16 protein-coding genes are annotated in these 20,535 nt (G+C 71.9%); 5 read left to right on the forward strand and 11 right to left on the reverse strand.

Annotated elements, in window-relative coordinates; genetic code table 11:
- Positions 1–10: 10 nt before the first annotated feature.
- The 8 genes from FKN01_RS08060 to FKN01_RS08095 form a co-directional block, all read right to left on the reverse strand.
- Complete coding sequence (locus FKN01_RS08060; protein ID WP_143617903.1) at positions 11–844, reverse strand: DUF6282 family protein; 834 nt, start codon at positions 842–844, stop codon at positions 11–13.
- Positions 837–1,706 (reverse strand): carbon-nitrogen hydrolase family protein, encoded by an 870-nt coding sequence (locus tag FKN01_RS08065; RefSeq protein WP_143617905.1) that lies wholly within the window; start codon positions 1,704–1,706, stop codon positions 837–839. The genes FKN01_RS08060 and FKN01_RS08065 overlap by 8 nt, the downstream gene beginning before the upstream one ends.
- On the reverse strand, positions 1,679–2,629 hold the full coding sequence (locus FKN01_RS08070; protein WP_143617907.1) for a glycine betaine ABC transporter substrate-binding protein: 951 nt from the start codon (positions 2,627–2,629) through the stop codon (positions 1,679–1,681). Before FKN01_RS08070 ends, FKN01_RS08065 begins: the two co-directional genes overlap by 28 nt.
- Before the next feature lie 51 nt (positions 2,630–2,680).
- Positions 2,681–3,445 (reverse strand): ABC transporter permease, encoded by a 765-nt coding sequence (locus FKN01_RS08075; RefSeq protein WP_143617909.1) that lies wholly within the window; start codon positions 3,443–3,445, stop codon positions 2,681–2,683.
- Positions 3,442–4,440 (reverse strand): ABC transporter ATP-binding protein, encoded by a 999-nt coding sequence (locus FKN01_RS08080; RefSeq protein ID WP_398931452.1) that lies wholly within the window; start codon positions 4,438–4,440, stop codon positions 3,442–3,444. Before FKN01_RS08080 ends, FKN01_RS08075 begins: the two co-directional genes overlap by 4 nt.
- The gene (locus FKN01_RS08085; protein WP_143617911.1) at positions 4,433–5,062 is read right to left on the reverse strand and encodes an ABC transporter permease; all 630 of its coding nucleotides are present in this window, start codon (positions 5,060–5,062) and stop codon (positions 4,433–4,435) included. Before FKN01_RS08085 ends, FKN01_RS08080 begins: the two co-directional genes overlap by 8 nt.
- Before the next feature lie 179 nt (positions 5,063–5,241).
- Positions 5,242–6,042, reverse strand: coding sequence for an IclR family transcriptional regulator (locus FKN01_RS08090; RefSeq protein WP_185992784.1), 801 nt, complete (start codon positions 6,040–6,042; stop codon positions 5,242–5,244).
- Positions 6,043–6,166: 124 nt separating this feature from the next.
- The gene (locus tag FKN01_RS08095) at positions 6,167–7,087 is read right to left on the reverse strand and encodes an alpha/beta hydrolase (RefSeq protein ID WP_143617915.1); all 921 of its coding nucleotides are present in this window, start codon (positions 7,085–7,087) and stop codon (positions 6,167–6,169) included.
- Between the two features lie 231 nt (positions 7,088–7,318).
- Between FKN01_RS08095 and FKN01_RS08105 the strand changes: the two genes are divergently transcribed.
- Positions 7,319–9,904 (forward strand): S8 family serine peptidase, encoded by a 2,586-nt coding sequence (locus FKN01_RS08105; RefSeq protein WP_185992785.1) that lies wholly within the window; start codon positions 7,319–7,321, stop codon positions 9,902–9,904.
- On the forward strand, positions 9,904–12,810 hold the full coding sequence (locus FKN01_RS08110) for an FG-GAP-like repeat-containing protein (protein WP_143617921.1): 2,907 nt from the start codon (positions 9,904–9,906) through the stop codon (positions 12,808–12,810). Before FKN01_RS08105 ends, FKN01_RS08110 begins: the two co-directional genes overlap by 1 nt.
- A 58-nt stretch (positions 12,811–12,868) precedes the next feature.
- On the opposite strand, the gene FKN01_RS08115 is transcribed toward FKN01_RS08110, so the two are convergent.
- The 3 genes from FKN01_RS08115 to FKN01_RS08125 form a co-directional block, all read right to left on the reverse strand.
- Positions 12,869–13,792, reverse strand: coding sequence for a formylglycine-generating enzyme family protein (locus tag FKN01_RS08115; RefSeq protein WP_143618020.1), 924 nt, complete (start codon positions 13,790–13,792; stop codon positions 12,869–12,871).
- Between the two features lie 85 nt (positions 13,793–13,877).
- Positions 13,878–16,073, reverse strand: coding sequence for an arylsulfatase (locus tag FKN01_RS08120; RefSeq protein WP_143617923.1), 2,196 nt, complete (start codon positions 16,071–16,073; stop codon positions 13,878–13,880).
- Complete coding sequence (locus FKN01_RS08125; RefSeq protein ID WP_143617925.1) at positions 16,070–17,536, reverse strand: sulfatase-like hydrolase/transferase; 1,467 nt, start codon at positions 17,534–17,536, stop codon at positions 16,070–16,072. Before FKN01_RS08125 ends, FKN01_RS08120 begins: the two co-directional genes overlap by 4 nt.
- A 155-nt stretch (positions 17,537–17,691) precedes the next feature.
- Here FKN01_RS08125 and FKN01_RS08130 point away from each other — a divergent pair, with 155 nt between their 5' ends.
- The 3 genes from FKN01_RS08130 (at position 17,692) to FKN01_RS08140 (ending at position 20,528) form a co-directional block, all read left to right on the forward strand.
- The gene (locus FKN01_RS08130) at positions 17,692–19,152 is read left to right on the forward strand and encodes an MFS transporter (RefSeq protein ID WP_143617928.1); all 1,461 of its coding nucleotides are present in this window, start codon (positions 17,692–17,694) and stop codon (positions 19,150–19,152) included.
- Positions 19,153–19,210: 58 nt separating this feature from the next.
- A complete protein-coding gene (locus FKN01_RS08135) occupies positions 19,211–19,954 on the forward strand; it encodes a GntR family transcriptional regulator (protein WP_185992786.1) in 744 nt (247 codons plus the stop codon).
- Between the two features lie 205 nt (positions 19,955–20,159).
- On the forward strand, positions 20,160–20,528 hold the full coding sequence (locus tag FKN01_RS08140) for a hypothetical protein (RefSeq protein ID WP_143617932.1): 369 nt from the start codon (positions 20,160–20,162) through the stop codon (positions 20,526–20,528).
- Positions 20,529–20,535: the final 7 nt, after the last annotated feature.

The raw sequence follows: 20,535 nt of genomic DNA on the forward strand, positions 1-20,535 counted from the left end.
TACGTCATCCTCATCGCAGGACCAGCTTCCGGGGGACCTCACTCGCCGCGTCCCGCAGCCGGCCCCCGTCCAGCCCCTCCGCGGCCAGTGCGGCGATGAGCTCTTCGAGGGCGGTCGGCGGCTGCGGGCTGTCCGGCTGCCCGGCGTCCGAGGCCAGCACCAGGCGCGGCCCCGCCGCCCTCGCGACCTCGGCCAGGCGGGCCGGGGTCATCCCGGGCTGGTGCAGGAGCTGGTACGCCGTGATCTCGACGTACGCGCCGCGCGCCGCCAGCTCCGCGATCTCCGCCGGCTCCATCCCGGGCACCGTGTACGAGGGGTGGGTGAGCAGGAACCTGCCGATGCCCCGGGCCTGTGCCTGCTCCAGCAGCCACCAGCACTCCGGACCGCTCACGTGGCCCGTGCACAGCACCGCGTCGTGCTCCGCGATCAGGTCCAGGACGAGCAGGGCGTCCCGGGCGGCCTCGTGGTCCGCGGCCAGGACCGGCGGAACGGCCAGCGCGGACCGGCCCAGCCGCTCGTCCAGGTCCCCGAGCCGGGGCAGCCCCGCGCTCTCCTGGGTGTGGGAGTCCGCCGTGGGGAACCAGACGACCCGGCCGCCCGTGGACAGGGCCGACACGACCGCCGCCGGGTTGATCCCGCCGACGGCGCGGTTCAGGGTGATGCCCCCGACGACGTCGAGGCCGGTGGAGCGGGCGAGTGCGCTGGCCCGGCCCACGGTCGACTCGTGGTGCGCCTTCAGGACGAAGCCGCTGTAGCCGGCCGCCGCGTAGCCGGCCGCGATCTGGTCGTCGTGCCCGATCCGCGCGAGGACGTCGGGGGCGGCGTGGACATGCACGTCAAACACGGAGCGGCTCACTCTCACAGGGCTGCGGCGCCGGGAACGTCCCGGCGGGGGCGGGCAACAGGTCGGTCCTGGCCTCCGCGCGCATCGGAGTCTCCGCGCGCAGCCGGCGCAGGGCCGCCAGGTCGAGTTCGGCGACGGCGGACCCCGGCTCGTCGCCCAGCTCCGCGAGGACCGAGCCGTCCGGGCCGAGCACGCGCGAGCCGCCCCAGAACCGGGACGCGCCGTCCGTACCGCACCGGTTCACGAAGACGACGTAGCACTGCAGCAGCACGGCGGCGTGTTCCAGGATCACCTCCCAGGTGCGGCGGATTCGCGCCTCGTCGGCGCCGGTCATGCTGGCCACGGGCACGAACAGCACCTCGGCGCCGCCCTGCGCCGCCAGCCACGGGACGATCGGGTGCCACATGTCGTTGCAGATCGCCGTGGCCACCGTGGCCGCGCCGAAGGCGGCCGTACGCAGCTGGTCGCCGGCCCGGAACGACAGGTGCTCGTTCCACGGCGCGTACGACACGGGGTGCAGCTTGTGCTGGAGGTGCCGGGTGCCGGTCAGCGGGTCCGACAGCAGGTAGCCGTTCCAGGGCAGCCCGGACGCGTTGCGCTGGGCGAAGCCCACGCCCACGCCCTTGGAGACGAGCGCGTCCAGGCGCGGGTCGTCGGCCGGCAGCAGGTCCGCGTCCCGGTGCGGGGTGAAACCGTAACCGTGGGCCGAGAGTTCGGGCGTGAGCGCGAGGTCGACCGGGTCCAGGCCCGCGTGCAGCTCCGCGATGCCGGCGAGATTGTCGTCCACCGCGCCGAAGACGGGCGCGGTCTGCAGCAGGCCGACGCGCAGCGTCGTCAGGCCAGCTTGTTGGCGCTGAGCCACTGGTGTGCCACCTCCTCGGGGCGCTTGCCGTCCACGTCGATCCGTGCGTTGAGCCGCTGCATCTCGGGGGTGGTCAGCAGTTCCGCGACGGGGGCCATCGCGGCCTGGATCTCCGGGTACTTCTTCAGGGTCTCGCCGCGGACGTTCAGCGACAGGTTGTACGGCGTGAAGTACTTCTTGTCGTCCTTCAGGACGGTCAGCCCGAGGGCGGCGATCCGGCCGTCGGTCGCGAAGACCTCGCCGGCGCTGCACGGGTTCCCCTTGGCGACCGCGTTGTAGATCGGCCCCTCGGCCAGCTCCGCCACCTTGCCCTTCGGCAGGCGGAAACCGTACGCCTGCTGCAGCCCGGCCCAGCCGTCGTCGCGGCCGAAGAACTCCGAGGCGCCGCAGAAACGCGCCTTCGACGGGTCCTTCGCCGCCAGTCCGGCGTAGTCGGAGAGGGTGGAGACGCCCAGCTTCTTCGCGGTCCGGGTGCTCATCGCGAGCGCGTAGGTGTTGTTCGCCGCCGCCGGCGGCAGCCACACCACCCCGTTGCGGGCCTCGTCCAGGGTGCGCACCTTCTCGTACACCGCCTCGGCGTCGGTGGTGCTGCCCTGCTGCTTCAGGGCCAGCCAGCCGGTGCCGGTGTACTCCCAGTACATGTCGACGGAACCGCCGGTGAGCGCGGAGCGCACGGCGTTGGAGCCGCTCATCCCGCAGGTCCGCTTCACGTGCGCCGCCTGCGCCTCCAGCCGCTGCGCGGTGATCTCGCACAGCAGCAGCTGCTCGGTGAAGCTCTTCGACGCGACGTTCACCGTGGCCCCCTTGAGGGGCCCCTCGGCCGCGGGGCCGTCGCCCTGCCCGGGCGGATTCGCGGTGAGAGCGCAGCCGCTGGTGAGCACGAGGCCGAGCGCACTCGCCACCGCCACCATGTACTTACGCATGCTGAAGCCCTTTCGTGGTGCCTGAGATGTGTACGGGGATGCCGGCGCGGGCTACATGCCGCGCGGGCGCAGGGCCCGCTCGGCGAGACCGGCCAGCCAGTCGACGGCCAGGGCCAGGGCCATCGTGAGCGCGCTGCCGACCACGAGCACCGGAGTCCGGTCCAGGGAGATGCCGGAGGAGATGATGGAGCCGAGCCCTCCGGCGTTGGTGAACGCGGCGAGGGTGGCGACGCCCACGTTGAGTATCAGGGCCACCCGGATGCCCGCCAGCATCACCGGGACCGCCAGCGGCAGTTCGATCGTGAAGAGGACTTCCCGGCGGCTCATCCCCATGCCCCGCCCCGCGTCGATCAGCGCGGGGCTGACCTGCCGGATGCCGACCATGGTGTTGCGGAGCACGGGCAGCAGGGCGTAGAGGACGAGCGCCACCACGGCCATCCAGAAGCCGACGCCGACGACCATGGCCAGGATCACCAGCACCCCGATCGACGGCACCGCCTGGCTGGCGTTGGCCGCGGCGAGCACCACCGCACCGGCCCTGCTGATCCCCGGCCGGGTCAGCAGCACCCCGAGCGGCACCCCGATCGCGATGGTCAGCAGCGTCGAGGCGACGACGAGCTGGACGTGCTGCCACAGCGCGGTCAGCACGACCTCCGAGGTCAGGCTCCGGCTCTCGACCGAGTCCAGGTCGCGCGTCCCGATGTACGCCCACAGCGCGCCGAGCAGGACGAGGACGGCCACGGGCGGCACCCAGGTCCTCGACCGGCGCGTCCCGGACCGTGCCGCCCCGGCCGCCTGCGCGGTCCCGGCGCTCACGAGAGCACCTTCGCGGGCCGGGCGGCGGCGGTGAGCAGGGTCTGGAGGTCCAGGAAGCGGGCGCCGCCCCCGGCGACCTCGATGCCCTCCGCGCCCGCCGCCAGCACCAGTTCGAGCGCCTTGTGGACGGAGTCCCCGGCGCCGACCTCCACGGTCCTCGCAGCGCCGGCCGCCCGGACCGGGGCCGAGGCCATGACGTCCGCGACCTTCAGGAGGGTGAGCCGGCGGACCGGGGCGCCGGAGCCGATGAAGTCGCGTACGAACGCGTCGGCCGGGTTGGACAGGATCTCCAGCGGGGTGTCGTACTGAGCCAGCCGGCAGCCGGGCCCGAAGACGGCGATGCGGTCGCCGAGGCGCAGCGCCTCGTCGATGTCGTGCGTGACCATCACGATCGTCTTGCGGATACGTTCCTGCAGCAGCAGGAACTCGGCCTGGAGCTTCTCCCTGGCTATCGGGTCCACGGCGCCGAACGGCTCGTCCATCAGCATCACCGGCGGGTCGGCCGCCAGCGCGCGGGCCACTCCGACCCGTTGCTGCTGCCCGCCGGACAGCTGCTTGGGATAGCGGTCGGCGTAGACGGCCGGATCGAGGCCCACCATGTCCAGCAGTTCCCGCGCCCGTTCGCGCCGCTCGGCCTTCTTCGCCCCGAGCATCTTGGGCACCAGGGCGATGTTGTCGGCGATCGTCAGGTGGGGGAGCAGGCCGATCTGCTGGATGACGTAGCCGATGCCGCGCCGCAGACCGTCCACGTCGGCGTGCGTGACGTCCTCGCCGTCGATGAGGATGCGCCCGTGCGTCGGCTCGACCAGGCGGTTGATCATCCGCAGGGTGGTGGTCTTGCCGCAGCCGGACGGGCCGACCAGGACGACGAACTCGCCCCGCCGGATCTCCATCGACAGGTCGGAGACCACGGCCTTCTCCTGGCCCGGATACCGGGCGGAGACGTGGTCCAGCCGGATCATGGCGTCGGGGTGCGGGGCGGGCCGGTCAGACATGGGATCCTCGCAGGGCAGTGATCTTGGCTATCACGATGAACAGCAGGTCGAGGACCAGAGCGACGAGCACCACTCCGATCACTCCGGACAGGGCTTCCTCCAGCGCGTTGGCTCCGCCGATGCGGTCGAGCCCCCGGAAGATCAGCTGGCCGAGGCCGGGGCCCCGGACCACGGCACCGATGGCCGCGGTCGCGACCAGCATGATCGTCGCCGTGCGGATGCCGTTGAGGATGACCGGCCAGGCCATCGGCAGCACCACCGTGCGCATCCGCCGGGCCGGCCCCATCCCGAGGCCGCGCGCCGCCTCCACGACGGCCGGGTCGACCTCCTCGATGGCGGTGACCGCGTTGCGCAGGATCGGGAAGACGCCGTACACGGTGAGGGCGACGATCGTCGGGGCGACGCCGAGCCCCATGACGGGGATCATCAGCGCGAACAGCGCGAACGACGGAATCGTCAGCAGAGACCCGGTGACGGACAGCAGCACCTGGCGCGGGCCGGGCGCGGCGTGGGTGAGCACGGCCAGCCCGACGCCGATGACCGAGGCGATCCCGACGCTGATCAGCACGAGTTCGATGTGCTGCCGGGCCAGGAACAACAGGTACTCCGAGTTGTCCGACATGTAGGAGAGGAGATTCACGGCGCCGCCGCCCTCGCGCCGGCACGGCGCACGGCCGCGTGGGGCCGCGGGCCGGCGGGGCCGTACCCGGGCAGGGGAGGATCAGGGTGTCGCATGGTGTTCTCCGGTTCTCCGGTTCTCCGGGGCGCGGGCGGGGGAGGGGCGGCCGGTCGTGGCGGCCGTCAGAGCTCGCCCGGACCGGCGCCGGGGCGCACGTCCGAGCCGAGGGAGGACTGCAGGACCCGCGTCGTCGCGAGCAGGTGCCCGGCGAGGGACTGGATGTGCGGCTCGATCCGGAACGCGGGGCCCGAGATGTTCACCGCGGCCTTGATCCGGCCGGTGAAGTCCCGCACCGGCGCCCCGATGCCCACGAGCTCCGGGTCGAAGCTCCGGTCCGCGATCGTGTAGCCGCGCCGCCGGGCCGTCTGGACGTGGGCCAGGAACGCCTTGGCCTCGCGCTCCGAGCCCCCTTCGCCGCGCCGGACCAGGTCGAGGATGTGCTCGTCGTCGTAGTCCATCAGCAGGGCCATACCGCTGGAGCTGCGGTGTGCCGGGATCGTGCGGCCCACCCAGTTCACGGCCTCGATCGAGCGGCGGGAGCCCTCCGACAGCACGGTGAGCACTTCGCCGTCGCTGAGGACGCTCAGGTAGGTGCGTTCGCGTACGGTCTCGGCCAGCCTGAGCAGCAGGGGCGCCGCCAGCGTGGTCAGCCGTTGGTCGCCGGCCCGCACCGCGAGAGCGAACAGCCGCCAGCTCAGCTCGTACCCCATCGAGGGGCGCCGGGCGACCATGCCCGTTTCGAGCAGGCTCTTGAGCTGCCGGGAGACGACGGACTTCTCACGCCCGAGCACCCTGGCCACATCGGCCACGCTCATCCCGTCCGGGAACACGGCCGGGTCCGCCGACGCGAGCGCGTCCAGCACCGCCATCACGCGCGAGGCGCCACTGCGTGCGGCGGGAGTGTTCTTCTGCTCAGAGGCCATACCGAATCCTTGGTAGCGGTATGAATAGATAGACGGATCGCGACGATACATGCAACGCGCGATTGCGTTTTCTGCACCGCCCGGCCCGGCCGCCCCCGGGAGCGGGGGCAGCCGGCCGGGAGGATCAGGCCGAGACGGCCCGGGCGGGGACGGCGGCGCTGAACGCCGCGTCGAAGAAGTCCCGCAGGCGGTCGCAGAGGGTCAGGAACTCCGGGTGGTCCACGAACATGAAGTCGTTGTGCCGTCCGTCGATCGTGTACAGCGTCTTGGGCGACGCGGCGGCCTCGTACAGGTTCGCGGCCTCGTCAAAGGGGTGCAGCGAGTTGCGCTCGCCGTGGCCGAGGAACAGCGGGGTCGGCGCGAGGTTCGCCACCACGTTCTGCACCTTCAGGTCGAGGATCGACTCGGTGAACTGAATCCGGGTCGGGTGCCCGAAGCCGTAGACCTGTGACAGCTCCTTCTCGACGTAGTCGCCGGTCGCCGGGTCGAGCGGGTAGTGCTCGAAGGTGTCCGCGAGCCTCGACTCGCCCTTCAGCACCCGGTTCGTCCGGTCCTCGGCCACCTCGGCGACGATCTTCTGGAACTCGTCGTAGGTGTGGATGGACTTGAGCCAGCGCTCCCCGTCGTAGAACCCGTTCAGCGCGGCGACGCCGGCGACGGCCCCGTCCTTCTCGGCGGCGAGGATGACGTTCGCCGCGCCCATGCCCCAGCCGACGAGCCCGACGCGCCGGGGGTCGATGCCGTCCTGCGCGCGCAGGAACGTGACCGCGTTGCGCACGTCCTGGGTCTGCTCCTCGATGAGGACCCGGCCCTTCTCGCCCTCGCTGTCGGCCATGCCCCGGTAGTCGAAGCCCAGGCAGACGAAGCCGCGCTCGGTCATCCGCTCCGCGAACATCTTCGGATAGAACTCGTTGAACCCCTGGTAGCCGGAGTTGATCACGAGCGCCGGGCGCGGGGCGCCGTCCTGCGCCGCGTCCTGCGGGTAGTAGAGGGTCGCTTCGAGGCGGCTGCCCTCGCTGTGGAACGCGGTGTCCTGCTGAATCACGGTAAATCCCTCGGGTCGGTCCGGGTGTCCGGCGGCCACTCTCCCGAGGTGATGCGGTCAACGCAACCATGAAGTGCAATTTCTGCAACGCCTGGGACGAGTCCGCTGCACGCGCCCCAAATCGCCTGCGGCGACGGCGAGTTGCCGGTGACCAGGCGTGTAATGGCTGAGTAACGGCGGCGCCCTACGGTTCGCGCACCCCGTATGTGCCCTCACTCGGAGGAGTGCTCGATGCACCAGCCGCAACCGTCCAGGCGCAGATCCGCCGTATGGACGGTGGCCTCGCTCGCCGCCGCCGCCCTGCTCACCACCCCGCTGCCCGCGCTGGCAGCGGACTCCCCGTCCGCGTCCGCCGCCGCTTCGGCGAAGATCGACTCCGCGCTCGCCCGCGCGGTGCGCGACGGCGGGGACACCACCTTCTTCGTCGTCCTGAAGGACCGGGCCGACCTGTCCGGCGCGAAGAAGCAGAAGACGCACGCGAAGAAGGCCGAGGCCGCCTACCGCGAGCTGCGTTCGCACGCCGAGTCCAGCCAGAAGTCGCTCAACGCCTTCCTCGACAAGAAGAAGGCCGGCCACCAGGGTTACTGGATCGCCAACGCGGTCAAGGTCACCGGCGGCCAGGACCTCGTCAACGAGCTGGCCGAGCGCCCGGACGTGGCATCGGTCGTCGAGCGGCGCTCCTTCAAGCTGGACGACATCGAGACCTCCGACAAGCAGGTCACCGCCTCCCGCGCAGCCGCGCTCGGCACCGACTCGTCCGCGGACGGCACCGACGCCCCGGCGTGGGGCGTCGCCGACATCAAGGCCGACCAGGTCTGGGACCAGTACCAGGACCGCGGCGAGGGCATCGTCATCGCCAACGTCGACTCGGGCGTCCAGTACGACCACCCGGACCTCGCCGCCAACTACCGCGGCAACAACGGCGACGGCACCTTCTCGAACGACTACAACTTCTACGACGCGACCGGGACCTGCGCCACGACCGCGCCGTGCGACAACAACGGCCACGGCACCCACACGATGGGCACCATGGTCGCCAAGAACGGCCTCGGTGTCGCACCGAACGCCAAGTGGATCGCCGCCAAGGGCTGCACCACCGACCTCTGCTACGACGACGAGCTGCTCGACGCCGGCCAGTGGATTCTCGCGCCGACCGACCACAACGGCCAGAACCCGCGCCCGGACCTGGCCCCGAACATCGTCAACAACTCCTGGGGCGGTGACGACGGCACCTTCTACACGGACATCCTGAACGCCTGGAACTCCGCGGGCATCTTCGAGGCGTTCGCAGCCGGCAACGACGGCAACGGCGTCACCTGCTCCACGACCCACCCGCCGGGCTCGCAGGCGGAGTCCTACGGCGTCGGTGCCTACGACGTGAACGGCAGGATCGGCAGCTTCTCCGGCTTCGGCCCCTCGCCGATCGACGGCGGTGCCAAGCCGAACATCACCGCCCCGGGCGTGCAGATCCCCTCCACCTGGCCGGGTAACTCGTACAACACCATCAACGGCACGTCGATGGCGACCCCGCACGTCGCGGGCGCCGTCGCGCTGCTGTGGTCGGCGGCCCCCTCGCTGATCGGGGACATCCAGGGGACCCGCAAGCTCCTCGACGAGGGCGCGCGTGACGTGGACGACACCCACTGCGGCGGCACCGCCGAGATGAACTACGTGTGGGGCGAGGGCAAGCTCGACATCCTCGCCTCCGTCGAGAAGGCCCCGCACACCGCGGCCGTCGTCAGCGGCAAGGCCACCGACAAGGCGACCGGCGCCGCCCTGCCCAACATCACCGTGCAGTCCACCGACGCGGCCGGTGCGGTCCGTACGGTCACCACCGGCACCGACGGCACCTACCGGCTGCCGCTGGCCGCCGGCACGTACTCCTTCGCGTACAGCGGCTACGGCTACGCGAACCGCGCGGTCACCGGCGTCACCCTGGCCGAGAGCCAGGCGTACACCCGGGACATCGCGCTGACCGCGGTGCCCAGCCACCAGGTCTCCGGCATCGTCCGCGACGTCACCGGCAAGCCGCTGCCCGGCGCGTCGGTCGAGCTGACCGGCACGCCGCTGCCCGCCGTCACCACCGACGCCAACGGCAGGTACACCTTCAAGAAGGTCGCCGAGGGCTCCTACGGCCTCGCCGTGAAGCCCGCCGCGCCGGTCCTGTGCAACGGCGTCTACACCGGCACCGCCGCCGTCGGCGCCGCCGACCTGACGAAGAACGTGCAGGTCCCCAACCGCACGGACAACTCCGGCAACGTCTGCGCCCCGGCCGCCTACTCCTGGATCGCGGGCTCCAAGAAGGTCGCCCTGACCGGTGACGAGGACTCCGCCAAGATCTCGCTGCCCTTCTCGGTGAAGCACTACGGCGTCTCGTACTCCACCGCCTCGGTCACCACCGACGGCCTGATCAACTTCCTGTCCTCGCGCGTCGGCGACTACAACAACACCGCCCTGCCGGCGGCCGGCGTCAACGGGGTGAAGGGCATCGTCGCCCCGCTGTGGGACGACCTGACCCTGGACAAGAAGTCCTCCGTGCAGACGGCCACCACCGGCACCAGGGGCAGCCGGAAGTTCGCCATCGTGTGGAACAACGCCGCCTACGCCAACGGCACTTCGGGCCGCGCCACCTTCGAGGCCGTCTTCGACGAGGCCACCGGTGGTGTGACCCTCCAGTACCAGTCCGTCGCGGACCGGGGCGCCGGCGCCACCGTCGGCATCGCCGACCAGTCCGGCTCGGACGCCCTGCAGTACTCCTTCAACCAGGCCGTGATCGCGAACGGCACCGCCCTCGGCTTCACCCAGGGAGCGAAGTGATGAGAGCCCAGCACTCCCGGCGGGCGCTTCAGCTCGCCGCCGGCCTCGCCGCGGCGGGCCTCTGCCTGACCGCCGCCCCGCAGGCCCTGGCCGCCGACAGCGACAGCGGCAAGCCGATGAAGCTGACCAGCGCCGAGGCGAAGAAGCTCGCCGCCAACGCCACCCTCGACCCGTACGTCAAGGCCGAGGACACCACCGCCGCGCAGCAGGACACCGCGGCCGAGCCCGCGGCCCAGGCCGCCGCCACCGACCCGAACACCAAGGTCACCATGACCGCGAAGGCCACGCTGGAAGGCGTGCGCGGTCTGGGCGCCACGGTGCCGATCGGCAAGAAGGGCGACTACTTCTCCGTCAACAGCATGGGCTACGTGCAGCGCCATGCCGCGGACGGCAGCGAGACCTGGGCCCGCACCAGCAGCTCCTTCTACACGGACTGGCAGGTCAAGCCGCTCCAGGTGTGGCGCGTCGAGCCGTACCCGGCCCAGATCCTCATGGGCTACAACGCGGTCTCGCCGTTCTCCCCGAACTCGCAGTCCGGCTACTCGGCCGGGGACCTGACCGGCGACGGCGTCCCGGACATCGTGTTCACCGCGCTGGTCGGCGCGACCCCGTATCCGCGGCCCTTCACCTCCCCGGGCTCCGACCTGAGCACCGGCACCTTCGTGACGGTCCTCGACGGCAGGACCGGGGCCACGGTCTGGTCAAAGCTGTACAACTACGCCTCCATGGTCAAGATCGTGGACGGCACCCTGCTCATCGCCGACGCGCCCCGGATGAGCGGCGACGCGAAGGTCCCGGCCGCCGCGACCGCCACCCTGACCGGCATCCGCTTCGCGGCGGGCGCGGGCGGGAAGCTGACCCCGGCCCGGACCTGGACGTTCGACACCAAGGAAGCCCGGTACACCAACTGGGGCGACATCCAGGACCTCGGCAAGGGCAAGGTCGCCGTCTCCTGGAACCTCGCCAAGGCGGCGGGCGTCGAGGGGCGCGGCCACACCGCCGTGCTCGACGCCACCGACGGCTCGGTCACCTGGCGGACGGACAGCGTGCTGTACAGCCGCATCATGCGCCCGGACGCCGGCCGCAAGCGCCTCGTGGCCGTCGAGCAGGCGGACGCCAACGACGCGGTGCACTACGAGATCGCCGCGTACGACCTGAAGACCGGCCACCGGGCCACGCTGAGCAGCCGTGACAACGTGGTGCCCACCGCGCTGGCGGTCGGCGACCTCGGGGCCAAGGCGGGCGACGAGTACGCCGTCTCGGAGTCCTCGTTCGACGAGAACCTCGCCATCAACGCCGCCACCGTCCGCGTCGTCAACGGTGACAACGCGGACAAGGTCCTCTGGTCGAACACGACCAAGCGGGATGCTGAGAACGGCCACGACGCGCCCAGCACCTGGGGCCTCGGGGTGATCGACGGCAAGCTGGTCGCCTCCGCCCAGGACGACCGGAAGATGAACGACGCGGAGAACCGGGGCAGCCTGCGCTACGCGTCGCTGACCGTCTTCTCCGGCAAGGGCAAGGTCGCCTGGCAGTCCAAGGGCGTCGCGGCCTCCCCGATGTTCCAGGAGCTCTACAGCGACGCCCAGGGCTCCCACGTCCGGGTGATCGACCAGGGCCAGAACATCCGCACCTTCAAGCTGGGCAACGGCAAGGCGCAGAGCGTCACGCCGCTCCAGGGCGACATCGCGTACGCCAAGGGCGCCGACCTGAACAAGGACGGCATGACGGACGTCGTCATGGGCGGCTCGTCCAACGGCCTGTGGGCCTACTCCGGGCCGTCGCTGGTCAACGGCTCCAAGCCCGAGAAGCTGTGGCAGGCCACGCTCCCCGGCGCGGTCCACGACATCGAGACCGGTGACGTCAACGGCGACGGCAAGACAGAGATCGTCGTCGCGGCCGACACCGCGACGGTCGTCCTCAACGGCAAGACCGGCAGGACGCTCGCCACGATCGACGGCGGCGGCCAATTCGTCCGTTCGGCCAGGCTCGCGGACCTGAACGGCGACGGCGAGCTGGACATCCTCGTCGCCACGGACGCGCTGCGCGCCTACTACGGCGACGGGCACGCCCTCTGGACGTACCGCGCCCCCGAGAGCGCCGGCGACGTGCGCTTCTCCGACCCCTCGGTCAACGAGGGCCGGGTGTACGTCTCGTACTCCAGCGTCAACTCGTACAACCTGAGCGACCCGGCGATGAACGCGGTCGCGCTCGACGCCAAGAACGGCAGGGCCCGCTGGTCGGCCGCCCCGAAGCGGCCCGCCAACGCCATCGGCGCCTTCCGCACGGCGGTCGCCAACGAGGGCGTCTTCGCCTCGGAGGAGATCCCCTACGCCGGCGGGCACGCGGTCGTCTACACCTGGACGATCGAGGCCCCGTACCCGTTCAACGAGAACATCTCCGGCGTGCAGAACCTCTTCGAGATCCGGGACGGCCGCACCGGCGAGGTGCTGCACACCTGGCTCTCCGGCGGCCTCTGGACGCACTTCAGCTTCTTCGCGAAGGACGGAGTGCTCTACGAGGGCGGCACGGCGTCGTTCCGCCGCTTCGGGGCGAACGGTGACGACAAGCAGCAGGGAGTCACCCCCCAGTCCTACGGCGGCGGCTTCCTGACCGGCCCCGGCGGACGTTCGCTGCTGGTCGCGGGGGCCGAGGCGGGCCTGTACCTCTGGGACCCGAGCATCCTGGACTCCCAGGACTCGTGGGCCTCTTCCGTCGGAAACATGCCCAGCGCCACCGGTGCCCGCAACTACTTCGCGGGTGACCTCGACGGGGACGGCGTCGACGAGGTGCTGTCGCTCAACAGCGACGACATCGGCATGGACCGCACGGCCGGCCAGTCCGGCGGCGGCTACTACCTGAGCGACAAGGGCATCCACCAGGTGACGGCGTTCAAGCTGTCCTGACCCGAACCGCCTTCTACGGGCCCCCGGGACGTCTCGTCCCGGGGGCCCGTGGAATGGGTCACCACGCCACCCGGAAACCGATGTTCCCCGCCGAGCTGTCCACCGTGTTCGAGGTGCGGGCCGCGACCCGGTAGCGGTTGCAGTACGAGTCGTGGCAGAGGTACGAGCCGCCGCGCATGGTGCGGCGGTCGTCGGTGCCGGGCTGCCAGGTGTCGGCGGACCACTCCCACACGTTGCCGGCCGTGTTGTACAGGCCGAACCCGTTGGGCGCGTACGTGTGGACGGGGGCCGTGCCCGCGTAGCCGTCCTCCTCCGTGTTACGGGTGGGGAAGGAGCCCTGCCAGATGTTGCAGCGGTGTTCGCCGTCCGGGGTGAGCTCGTCGCCCCACGGGTAGCGGGCCTGGTCGAGCCCGCCCCGGGCCGCGTACTCCCACTCGGCCTCGGTGGGGAGCCGGGCCCCGGCCCACTGGCAGTAGGCGAGCGCGTCGCGCCAGGTGACGTGGACGACCGGGTGGTCGCCCCGGTCGCGGATGTGGCTGCCCGGCCCCTCGGGGACGTCCCAGCGGGCCCCGCTCACCCCGCACCACCAGGGCGTCTGCTGCGGGCGCGGCGAGATTTTGCGGAGGTGGCCGGGCAGGAACTTCGCGAAGACGTAGCTCCAGCCGAACTCCTCCGCCTCGGTGCGGTAGCCGGTGGCCTCGACGAAGGCGGCGAACCGGTCATTCGTCACGGCGTACGCGTCGATCGCGAACGGGCCGACGCTCACCTCGCGCACCGGTCCCTCGGCGTCACCCGCGTTGGCATCGCGGTCCTCGCTGCCCATGCGGAACGTGCCGCCGGGCAGCTCGACCCGGTCCGCGAAGGCCGCCCCCGGGGCGCGCGGGGCGACCCGCCCGATGCCCAGGACCGGACCGGCAGCGGCGGCCCCGTCCCGGGACGGGGCGCAGCAGCTCTGGGGAGCGTCGTCGGGGCTGTCGTTCATCGTTGCCTTCGTCATGGTGAAGTCGTGGACGAGGGGCCCCGCACGTGCGAGGCCCGTCCGATCGTAAGGGCGGCCCTGCGGCCGGCTACTCGACGGCCTCCATCGTCTCGGCGACCTCCTCCATGTCCTCCGGCCCCGTGAAGTGCAGGTCCACATGGACCAGCGCGTCCCCGGGCTGCGGGAACTCGTCCCCGTAGGCGGTGGAGACCCGGCTCGCGGTGTCCCGGCCGACGTCGAGCCCGTAGCCGGACAGGCGGCCGGCCGTCATGGGTATCTCCGCGTGCGCGAGCGGTACGCCGCCGGCCTCCAGGGTGACGCCCGCCGACCGGTCGTCCCGGCACCGCAGGCGGAAGCCGGCCGTGGTGGGGCCGGCGGGCAGCGGGGCGGGCGAGGCGCAGACGACGTGGTCGCCCAGCAGACGGTGCTCGAAGACCAGGTGCCGGTCCTTGACGTACAGCACATAGCCGCCGGCCGCGGTGCCGGCCGCGAGCAGCACGCCGTCGGCCGTACGGCGCAGCAGGGCCGTCGCACGCATCGACCGGTTGCTGCCCGTGATGCGGGGGGGCGCGGGCACGTGGGACGCGCCCGCTTCCAGCCGGACGTGCGTGGCGCCGTGCATGCCCTGTCCGGTGCGCAGCGCCAGGAGCTCCTTCAGTGGCCGGTCGTCCAGCGGGAAGACCCCGTGCCGGGCCGCCTCCTCCTCCCACAGCCGGCACAGCCCGGCCAGCCGGGCGGGCTGGAGCGCCGCCAGGTCGTGGCACTCGGAGAAGTCGCGCCGGGTGTCGTACAGCCGCCAGACGTCGTCCTCGTAGGACGTCCCGGGGACGTGGGTGGTGACGGCCTTCCAGCCGTCGTGCCACAGCGCGCGGTGCCCCAGCATCTCGAAGTACTGGGTGTCCCTGGGGGCGGGGGCGGTGGCGTCCCCGAGTACGGAGGTGATGCTGCGGCCGTCGAACCGCTCCTCCTCGACGGGGATGCCGGCGGCGTCCAGCAGGGTGGGCGCGATGTCGACGGCGTGCGCGAACTGGTCGCGGACGCCGCCGCGTTCGGCGATGCCGCGCGGCCAGTGCACGACCAGGGGGACGCGTACGCCGCCGAGGTCCGTGTACTGCTTGTACAGCCGGAACGGGGTGTTGCTCGCCGTCGCCCAGCCCTCGGGGTAGTGCGCGGGGCCCTCGGGGCCGCCGAGCGCGTCCAGGCGGGAGAGCTCCTGCTCGACGGTCTGCGGGATGCCGTTGTAGGGGGCGTTGACGTCGACCGCGCCCTGCGGGCCGCCCTCCCGGCTGGCGCCGTTGTCGGAGAGCACCAGGACGAGGGTGTTGTCGAGCTCGCCCCACTCCCGCAGGGCGTCGACGACCCGGCCGAGCTGGGCGTCGGCGTGCTCCAGGAACCCGGCGTACACGGCCTGCAGGTGGGCGTAGAGGCTCCTCTGGTCGTCGGTCAGCTCGTCCCAGGGCGCGACGCCGGGGTTCCGTTCGGTCAGCTCCGTGCCCTCGGGCACGAGTCCGGCCTCCGTCTGGCGGCGCAGCCGGTCGGCGCGCGTCCGGTCCCAGCCCTTGGTGAACACGTCCAGATAGCGCTCGGCATAGGCGCGGGGCGCCTGGAGCGGGGCGTGCGTGGCACCGAGGGCGAGGTTCAGGTAGAAGGGGCTGCCGGAGCGGTACGTGCGGTGCTCGCGCAGGTACGAGATCGCCCGGTCGGCCAGGTCCGCCGACAGGTGGTAGTCCGGGTCCCGCGAGGGCTGCACCGGGTGGTGGTCCTCGAAGAGCTCCGGGGAGAGCTGGTCGGTGGCCCCGCCCATGAACCCGTAGAACCGGTCGAAGCCGCGGCGCAGCGGCCAGTTGTCGTACGGGCCCGCCGGGGTGATCTCGTGTCCCGGCGCCAGGTGCCACTTGCCCACCTGGTACGAGCCGTAGCCGTGCGGGCGCAGCAGGTCCGGCAGCAGCGGGACGTCCGGGTCGATCCGGCCGCGCGAGTTCTCGAAACCGGTGTCGGTGTCCGCGATGAAGCGCATGCCGAGGCGGTGGTTGTTCCGGCCCGTGAACAGGCTCGCCCGGGTGGGCGAACACATCGGGTTGACGTGGAAGTTGGTGAAGCGCAGGCCGTTCTCCGCCAGCGCGTCGATGGTGGGCGTGCGGATCTCGGAGCCGTAGCAGCCGAAGTCCGACCAGCCCGTGTCGTCCAGGACCACCGTCAGGATGTTGGGGCGGCCGGGCGCCGGCGGGGCGGGCCACCACGGCGTGGACTCGGCGGCCGTGCGGCCGGGGGCGGCGGTGCTCACCGGGCGTCTCCCTCGCTCCGGCGCCGCTGCCGGCGCCGGTCCTGGATGCGGGCCTCCAGGTCGTCCAGCCACTGACTGGACTCGACCAGGACGGGAGGCCGGTCGTCCCGCCAGGCCTCGTCACCGTTGTGGCGCGGCTGGTCGAGTACGTGGATTCCGGCGCGGCCGGGCTCCTGGTGGGCGGCGAAGTACGTGTCCATGGCGTCGTCCAGCGCGTCGCGCCGGTCCCGCAGCCCGGGGGCGTCGATCACGTTGACCGTCTCGCGCGGGTCGCGGTCCAGGTCGAACATCTCGTGCGGGCCGTCCGGGAAGCGGCGGACGAGCTTGTGGCGGTCCGAGCGCACCATGCGGAGGTTGCCGTACTCCGCGAAGACCAGTTCGCCCGAGCCGGGCAGCGGCGCGCCGAGCAGCGCGTCCCGGTAGCTGCGGCCCGGGTACGGGGTCGAGCGGTCGTCGGGCAGGCCGGCGTCGGCGGTGTCGAGCAGGGTCCGGAAGGTGTCGACGTGGCTGACGTTCTCCTTGCGCCGCTGGCCGCCCAGGACCGAGCCGGGGTGGTTGACGATGAGCGGCACGCGGATGGACTCGTCCACCACGTTGTAGGGCAGGGTGGCGTTGCCCTTGCCCCAGAGGCCGTGGTGGCCCGTGTTCAGCCCGTGGTCGCTGGTGTAGATCACCAGGGTGTCGTCGCGGAGGTCCAGCGAGTCCAGCTCGTCCAGGACCCGGCCCACCTGGTCGTCGATGTCGGTGACGGCCGCGTAGTACTGGGCCAGGGCCTCGCGCGGGTCGTCGCGCGACGGGTAGAGCGACTCCGAGCGCGGGCGGCCGAAGGGGTGGGTGACGTCCTCGGGGATGTCCCGGAAGGTGGCCCGCCGGTAGCGCTCCACCAGGCGTTCGGGTGCGCCGGCCCAGGGGCTGTGGGTGGCGAGGTGGCCGACGAAGAGGAAGAACGGCCGGTCCTCGTCCCGGTTGCGCAGGAACTCGATGGCGCGGTCGGTGATGGCGTGCCGGTCGTAGCGCTTCTCGACGGGCTCGGTGCGCTGCCACGGGGTGTGGTAGCCCTCCGCCTCGGAGACGGGCGCGCTGCGCGAGTACCAGAAGTCGAAGCCGCGAGCGGGGCGCTCGCCGTGGCCCAGGTGCCACTTGCCGCTCAGCCCGGTGACGTACCCCCGCTCCTGGAGGACCTCGCTGACCAGGCGCTCGCCCTTCAGCCACTCGACGGAGCGGACCTCGGGGTCCGCCTCGGCGAGGTAGTCGTGCACGCCGTGCTGCGAGGGCAGCCGGCCGGTGAAGAAGGACGCCCGGGCGGGGGAGCAGACCGGGGAGGGGGTGTAGGCGTTGTCGAAGACCACGCCCGTCCGCGCGAGGTGATCCAGATTGGGGGTCTGCACCTCGGAATTCCCGTAGCACCCGGCGGCCCACTGCGCGTGGTCGTCGGTGAGGAAGACAAGGATGTTCGACGGCATGAACGGACTCCAGCTTCTGTTGAACGCCGCCCCAACTTAAAGATTGGACCTCTGGATGTCCATCCCTTGACAGGTGCCTTCGCTCACCTTTACATAGCTGAAGCCTTGGACCACCAGAGGTCCAATCTCCTAGCTCAGTTCTGAGGGAGCCCTCGATGACCCCCGTCGATCGCACACCGGGAAGCCGCGCAGCGGCGAGCCGGCGCCCGGCCACCGCGTGGCTGGTGACGGCGCTCCTGCTCTCCGTGGGCAGTTACCAGCTCAACAACACGATGGTCGGCCCGGCCAACGCGAAGATCATCGAGAGCCTGCACACGGACACGGCGACCGTCGGTCTCGCGCAGACCCTCTTCTCGATCGTCGGCGCCATCTCGGCCATCGTCGTGACCCGCATCAGCGACTGGACTGGACGCCGCCGCGCCCTGCTGTTCAGCCTGTGCTCGCTCGTCGTCGGCAACGTGATCGTGGCGCTCGCCCCCGGCGTCGGCGTCTACATCGCCGGCCGTGCCCTGTCCGGCATGTGCGGCGCCGTCTTCGCCTTCGCGTTCCTGATCCTCCACGACCTGCTCGACCTCAGGACCTTCAGCAAGGCGCTCGCGGTCATCGCCGCCATCAAGGCGGGCCTCGGGGGCATCGAGGCCGTCGTCAGCGGCAGCATCGTCGACTCGTTCGGCTACCGGGGCGTCTTCTGGTGCATGGTCGCCTTCACGCTGGTGGCCGTCGTCTGCGTCCACTTCGTCGTCCCCGAGATCACCCCGGCCGAGAAGCGGCGCCTGGACTGGCAGGGCTCGGTCGTGATCGCCCTCGGCCTGGCCGGTCTCTCGCTGACCCTCTCCCAGGGCGGCAAGTGGGGCTGGTCGAGCCCCGGCACGCTCGCCGCCCTCGTCGGCGGCCTTGTCTTCCTGTGCAGCTTCCCCTTGGTCGAGAAGCGCGTGACGGAGCCGCTGATCCGGACCAGCGAGCTCGCCTCCCGCAAGGCGTGGCCCCTGCTGCTCACCAACGTCCTCACGCTCGCCGGCGCGGGCGCGGCCACGCTGTTCGTCCTGCCGCTGCTCGCGCAGAACGAGAGCGGCGGCTTCGGGATGAACGCCACCACGGCGGCCCTGCTCTACACGATGCCGGTCTCCGTGGTCGGCTTCGCCTTCGCCCCGGTCGCCGGGACGTACGCACCCCGGATCGGCTGGCGCGTCATCCTGCTCGCCGGCCTGATCATCACGGTCGCCGGCCTCGCCGTGCTCGCCGCCTTCAGCGACAACTCCAAGGTCGCCTTCGCGATGACGCTCCTGCTCGGCGCCTGCTACACCGGCCTGGTCCTGACCGCCCTCGACGGCCTGGGCGTGCTGCTGTCGTCCGCCGAGGCGCCCGGTGCGCTGACCGGCTTCAACACCGCCGCCTTCGGCATCGGCGCCTCGCTCGGCATCGCGGTCAGCAGCGGCATCATCACCCAGCACCAGGTGCACGGTGCGGCCACGCACAGCGGTTACGCCACCGCGCTGTGGACGTGCACCGGTCTGGCCCTCCTCGGCCTGCTCGTCTCCTTGCTCATCCCCCGTACCAGCGTCGGCGAGGTGGCCGAGGACCGGTCCCGTCAGGGAGCCGCGGCGGCCTCCCGCTAGATTCATTGCGACCGGCGGCACCGCACGGCTGCGGGCGGCTCATGACGATGGAGAACCCTTGACACGGCTACGAACGCTCCGCGCCCAGGCGGCGGAAGAGCTCCGCGCGCTGATCGCAAGCGACTACAGCCCCGGGGACCGGCTGCCCCCCGAGGCCGAACTCGCCAAGCGGATCGGGCTGAGCCGCAACACCGTCCGCGAGGCCGTCGCCCTCCTCGTCTCCGAAGGGCTCGTCCAGCGGCGCTGGGGCGTGGGCACGACCGTCCTCGCCCCGGTCCCGCCGGCCTCCTTCAGCGTCACCGACATCATCCCCGTCAAGGAGATCATCCAGGGCGCGGGCCGCGAACCGGGCCTCTCCCACTGGCACCACGCCTCGGTCCGGCCCGACCCGGAGATCGCGGCCCACCTCGACCTGCCCGAGGAGGAGGCGGAGACCTGGTACGTGGAGCGCGTCTTCACGGTCGACGGGCGGCCCGCCGTCCACCTGCGCGACTGGTGCCTCAAGACCATCGGCGGCCGGCCCGTCGACCTGACCCACCTGCACGACGTGGAGGTCGACTTCATCGGCCTCCTGCGGGAGCAGTCCGGCGAGATCCTGCACCGCATGGAGGGCAAGCTCCAGGGCGCCCTGTCCGGCGAGGCGTTCGCCACGCCCGCGAACCCGGGGCCGGTCCCGCTCGTGCAGATCACCCAGACCTGCTACACGACGGGCGGCTCGGCCGTCGTCTACTCGATCGTGCAGTTCGACACGAGCGTGGTGGACCTGACGATCCGCCGGGCGTTCACGGGGACGGAGGGGTAGCCCCCCCGCCCGCCCCCCACGGCGAACAGGCGACATGTCGCATGTTCGCCACCCGCGACTCCTATGCCCCACCGCGACGCCGACCCCAGGATGTCCGGCAACGGGCCGCGCGGCTGCCTCAGCGGTCGCCCGGCCCGTCCCCGTGCTCCCGTTCGTCCGTCGCCCGGCAGCCGATGCCGTGGCCGCACCGCGCCAGGAGGCCACGATGTCCACCGGTCCCGCCGGGCGCGCCGGAGTGGCGGCGCGCGGCACCGCGGTCCTCGCCGCCGCGCTCACCCCCGCGCTCCCCGGCCCCGTGCTCCCCGCACAGGCGGCGTCGCCGGAGCCGGCCGGCGTCACCACGCGGAGCACCGCCCCGCACCGCGACACGCTCGCCCCGGTCACCGGGGGCACGGTCACCGACACCTCCGCGCGCGTCCCGGTCGCCCTCGAACCGGTCGCGGGCACGGCCACCGCCGTCCCGCACCACCCGCGCACCGGCGCGGAGCACGTCACGCTCCGGGCCACCGCCCGGGACGACGCCGGCCGCCGCACCCGGCAGACCGCGGTCCGGGCATACGCGCTGCGCCGCTGACCGAGGC

Source organism: Streptomyces sp. 130 (assembly GCF_007096885.1).
Taxonomy (GTDB): Bacteria; Actinomycetota; Actinomycetes; order Streptomycetales; family Streptomycetaceae; genus Streptomyces.

What these genes read in the sequence shown, in the direction of transcription:
- FKN01_RS08090 (WP_185992784.1), bottom strand. Translation starts at nt 6,042, where the DNA reads ATGGCCTCTGAGCAGAAGAACACTCCCGCCGCACGCAGTGGCGCCTCG.
- FKN01_RS08085 (WP_143617911.1), bottom strand. Translation starts at nt 5,062, where the DNA reads ATGTCGGACAACTCGGAGTACCTGTTGTTCCTGGCCCGGCAGCACATC.
- FKN01_RS08115 (WP_143618020.1), bottom strand. Translation starts at nt 13,792, where the DNA reads ATGAACGACAGCCCCGACGACGCTCCCCAGAGCTGCTGCGCCCCGTCC.
- FKN01_RS08130 (WP_143617928.1), top strand. Translation starts at nt 17,692, where the DNA reads ATGACCCCCGTCGATCGCACACCGGGAAGCCGCGCAGCGGCGAGCCGG.
- FKN01_RS08070 (WP_143617907.1), bottom strand. Translation starts at nt 2,629, where the DNA reads ATGCGTAAGTACATGGTGGCGGTGGCGAGTGCGCTCGGCCTCGTGCTC.
- FKN01_RS08125 (WP_143617925.1), bottom strand. Translation starts at nt 17,536, where the DNA reads ATGCCGTCGAACATCCTTGTCTTCCTCACCGACGACCACGCGCAGTGG.
- FKN01_RS08105 (WP_185992785.1), top strand. Translation starts at nt 7,319, where the DNA reads ATGCACCAGCCGCAACCGTCCAGGCGCAGATCCGCCGTATGGACGGTG.
- FKN01_RS08080 (WP_398931452.1), bottom strand. Translation starts at nt 4,440, where the DNA reads ATGTCTGACCGGCCCGCCCCGCACCCCGACGCCATGATCCGGCTGGAC.
- FKN01_RS08140 (WP_143617932.1), top strand. Translation starts at nt 20,160, where the DNA reads ATGTCCACCGGTCCCGCCGGGCGCGCCGGAGTGGCGGCGCGCGGCACC.
- FKN01_RS08110 (WP_143617921.1), top strand. Translation starts at nt 9,904, where the DNA reads ATGAGAGCCCAGCACTCCCGGCGGGCGCTTCAGCTCGCCGCCGGCCTC.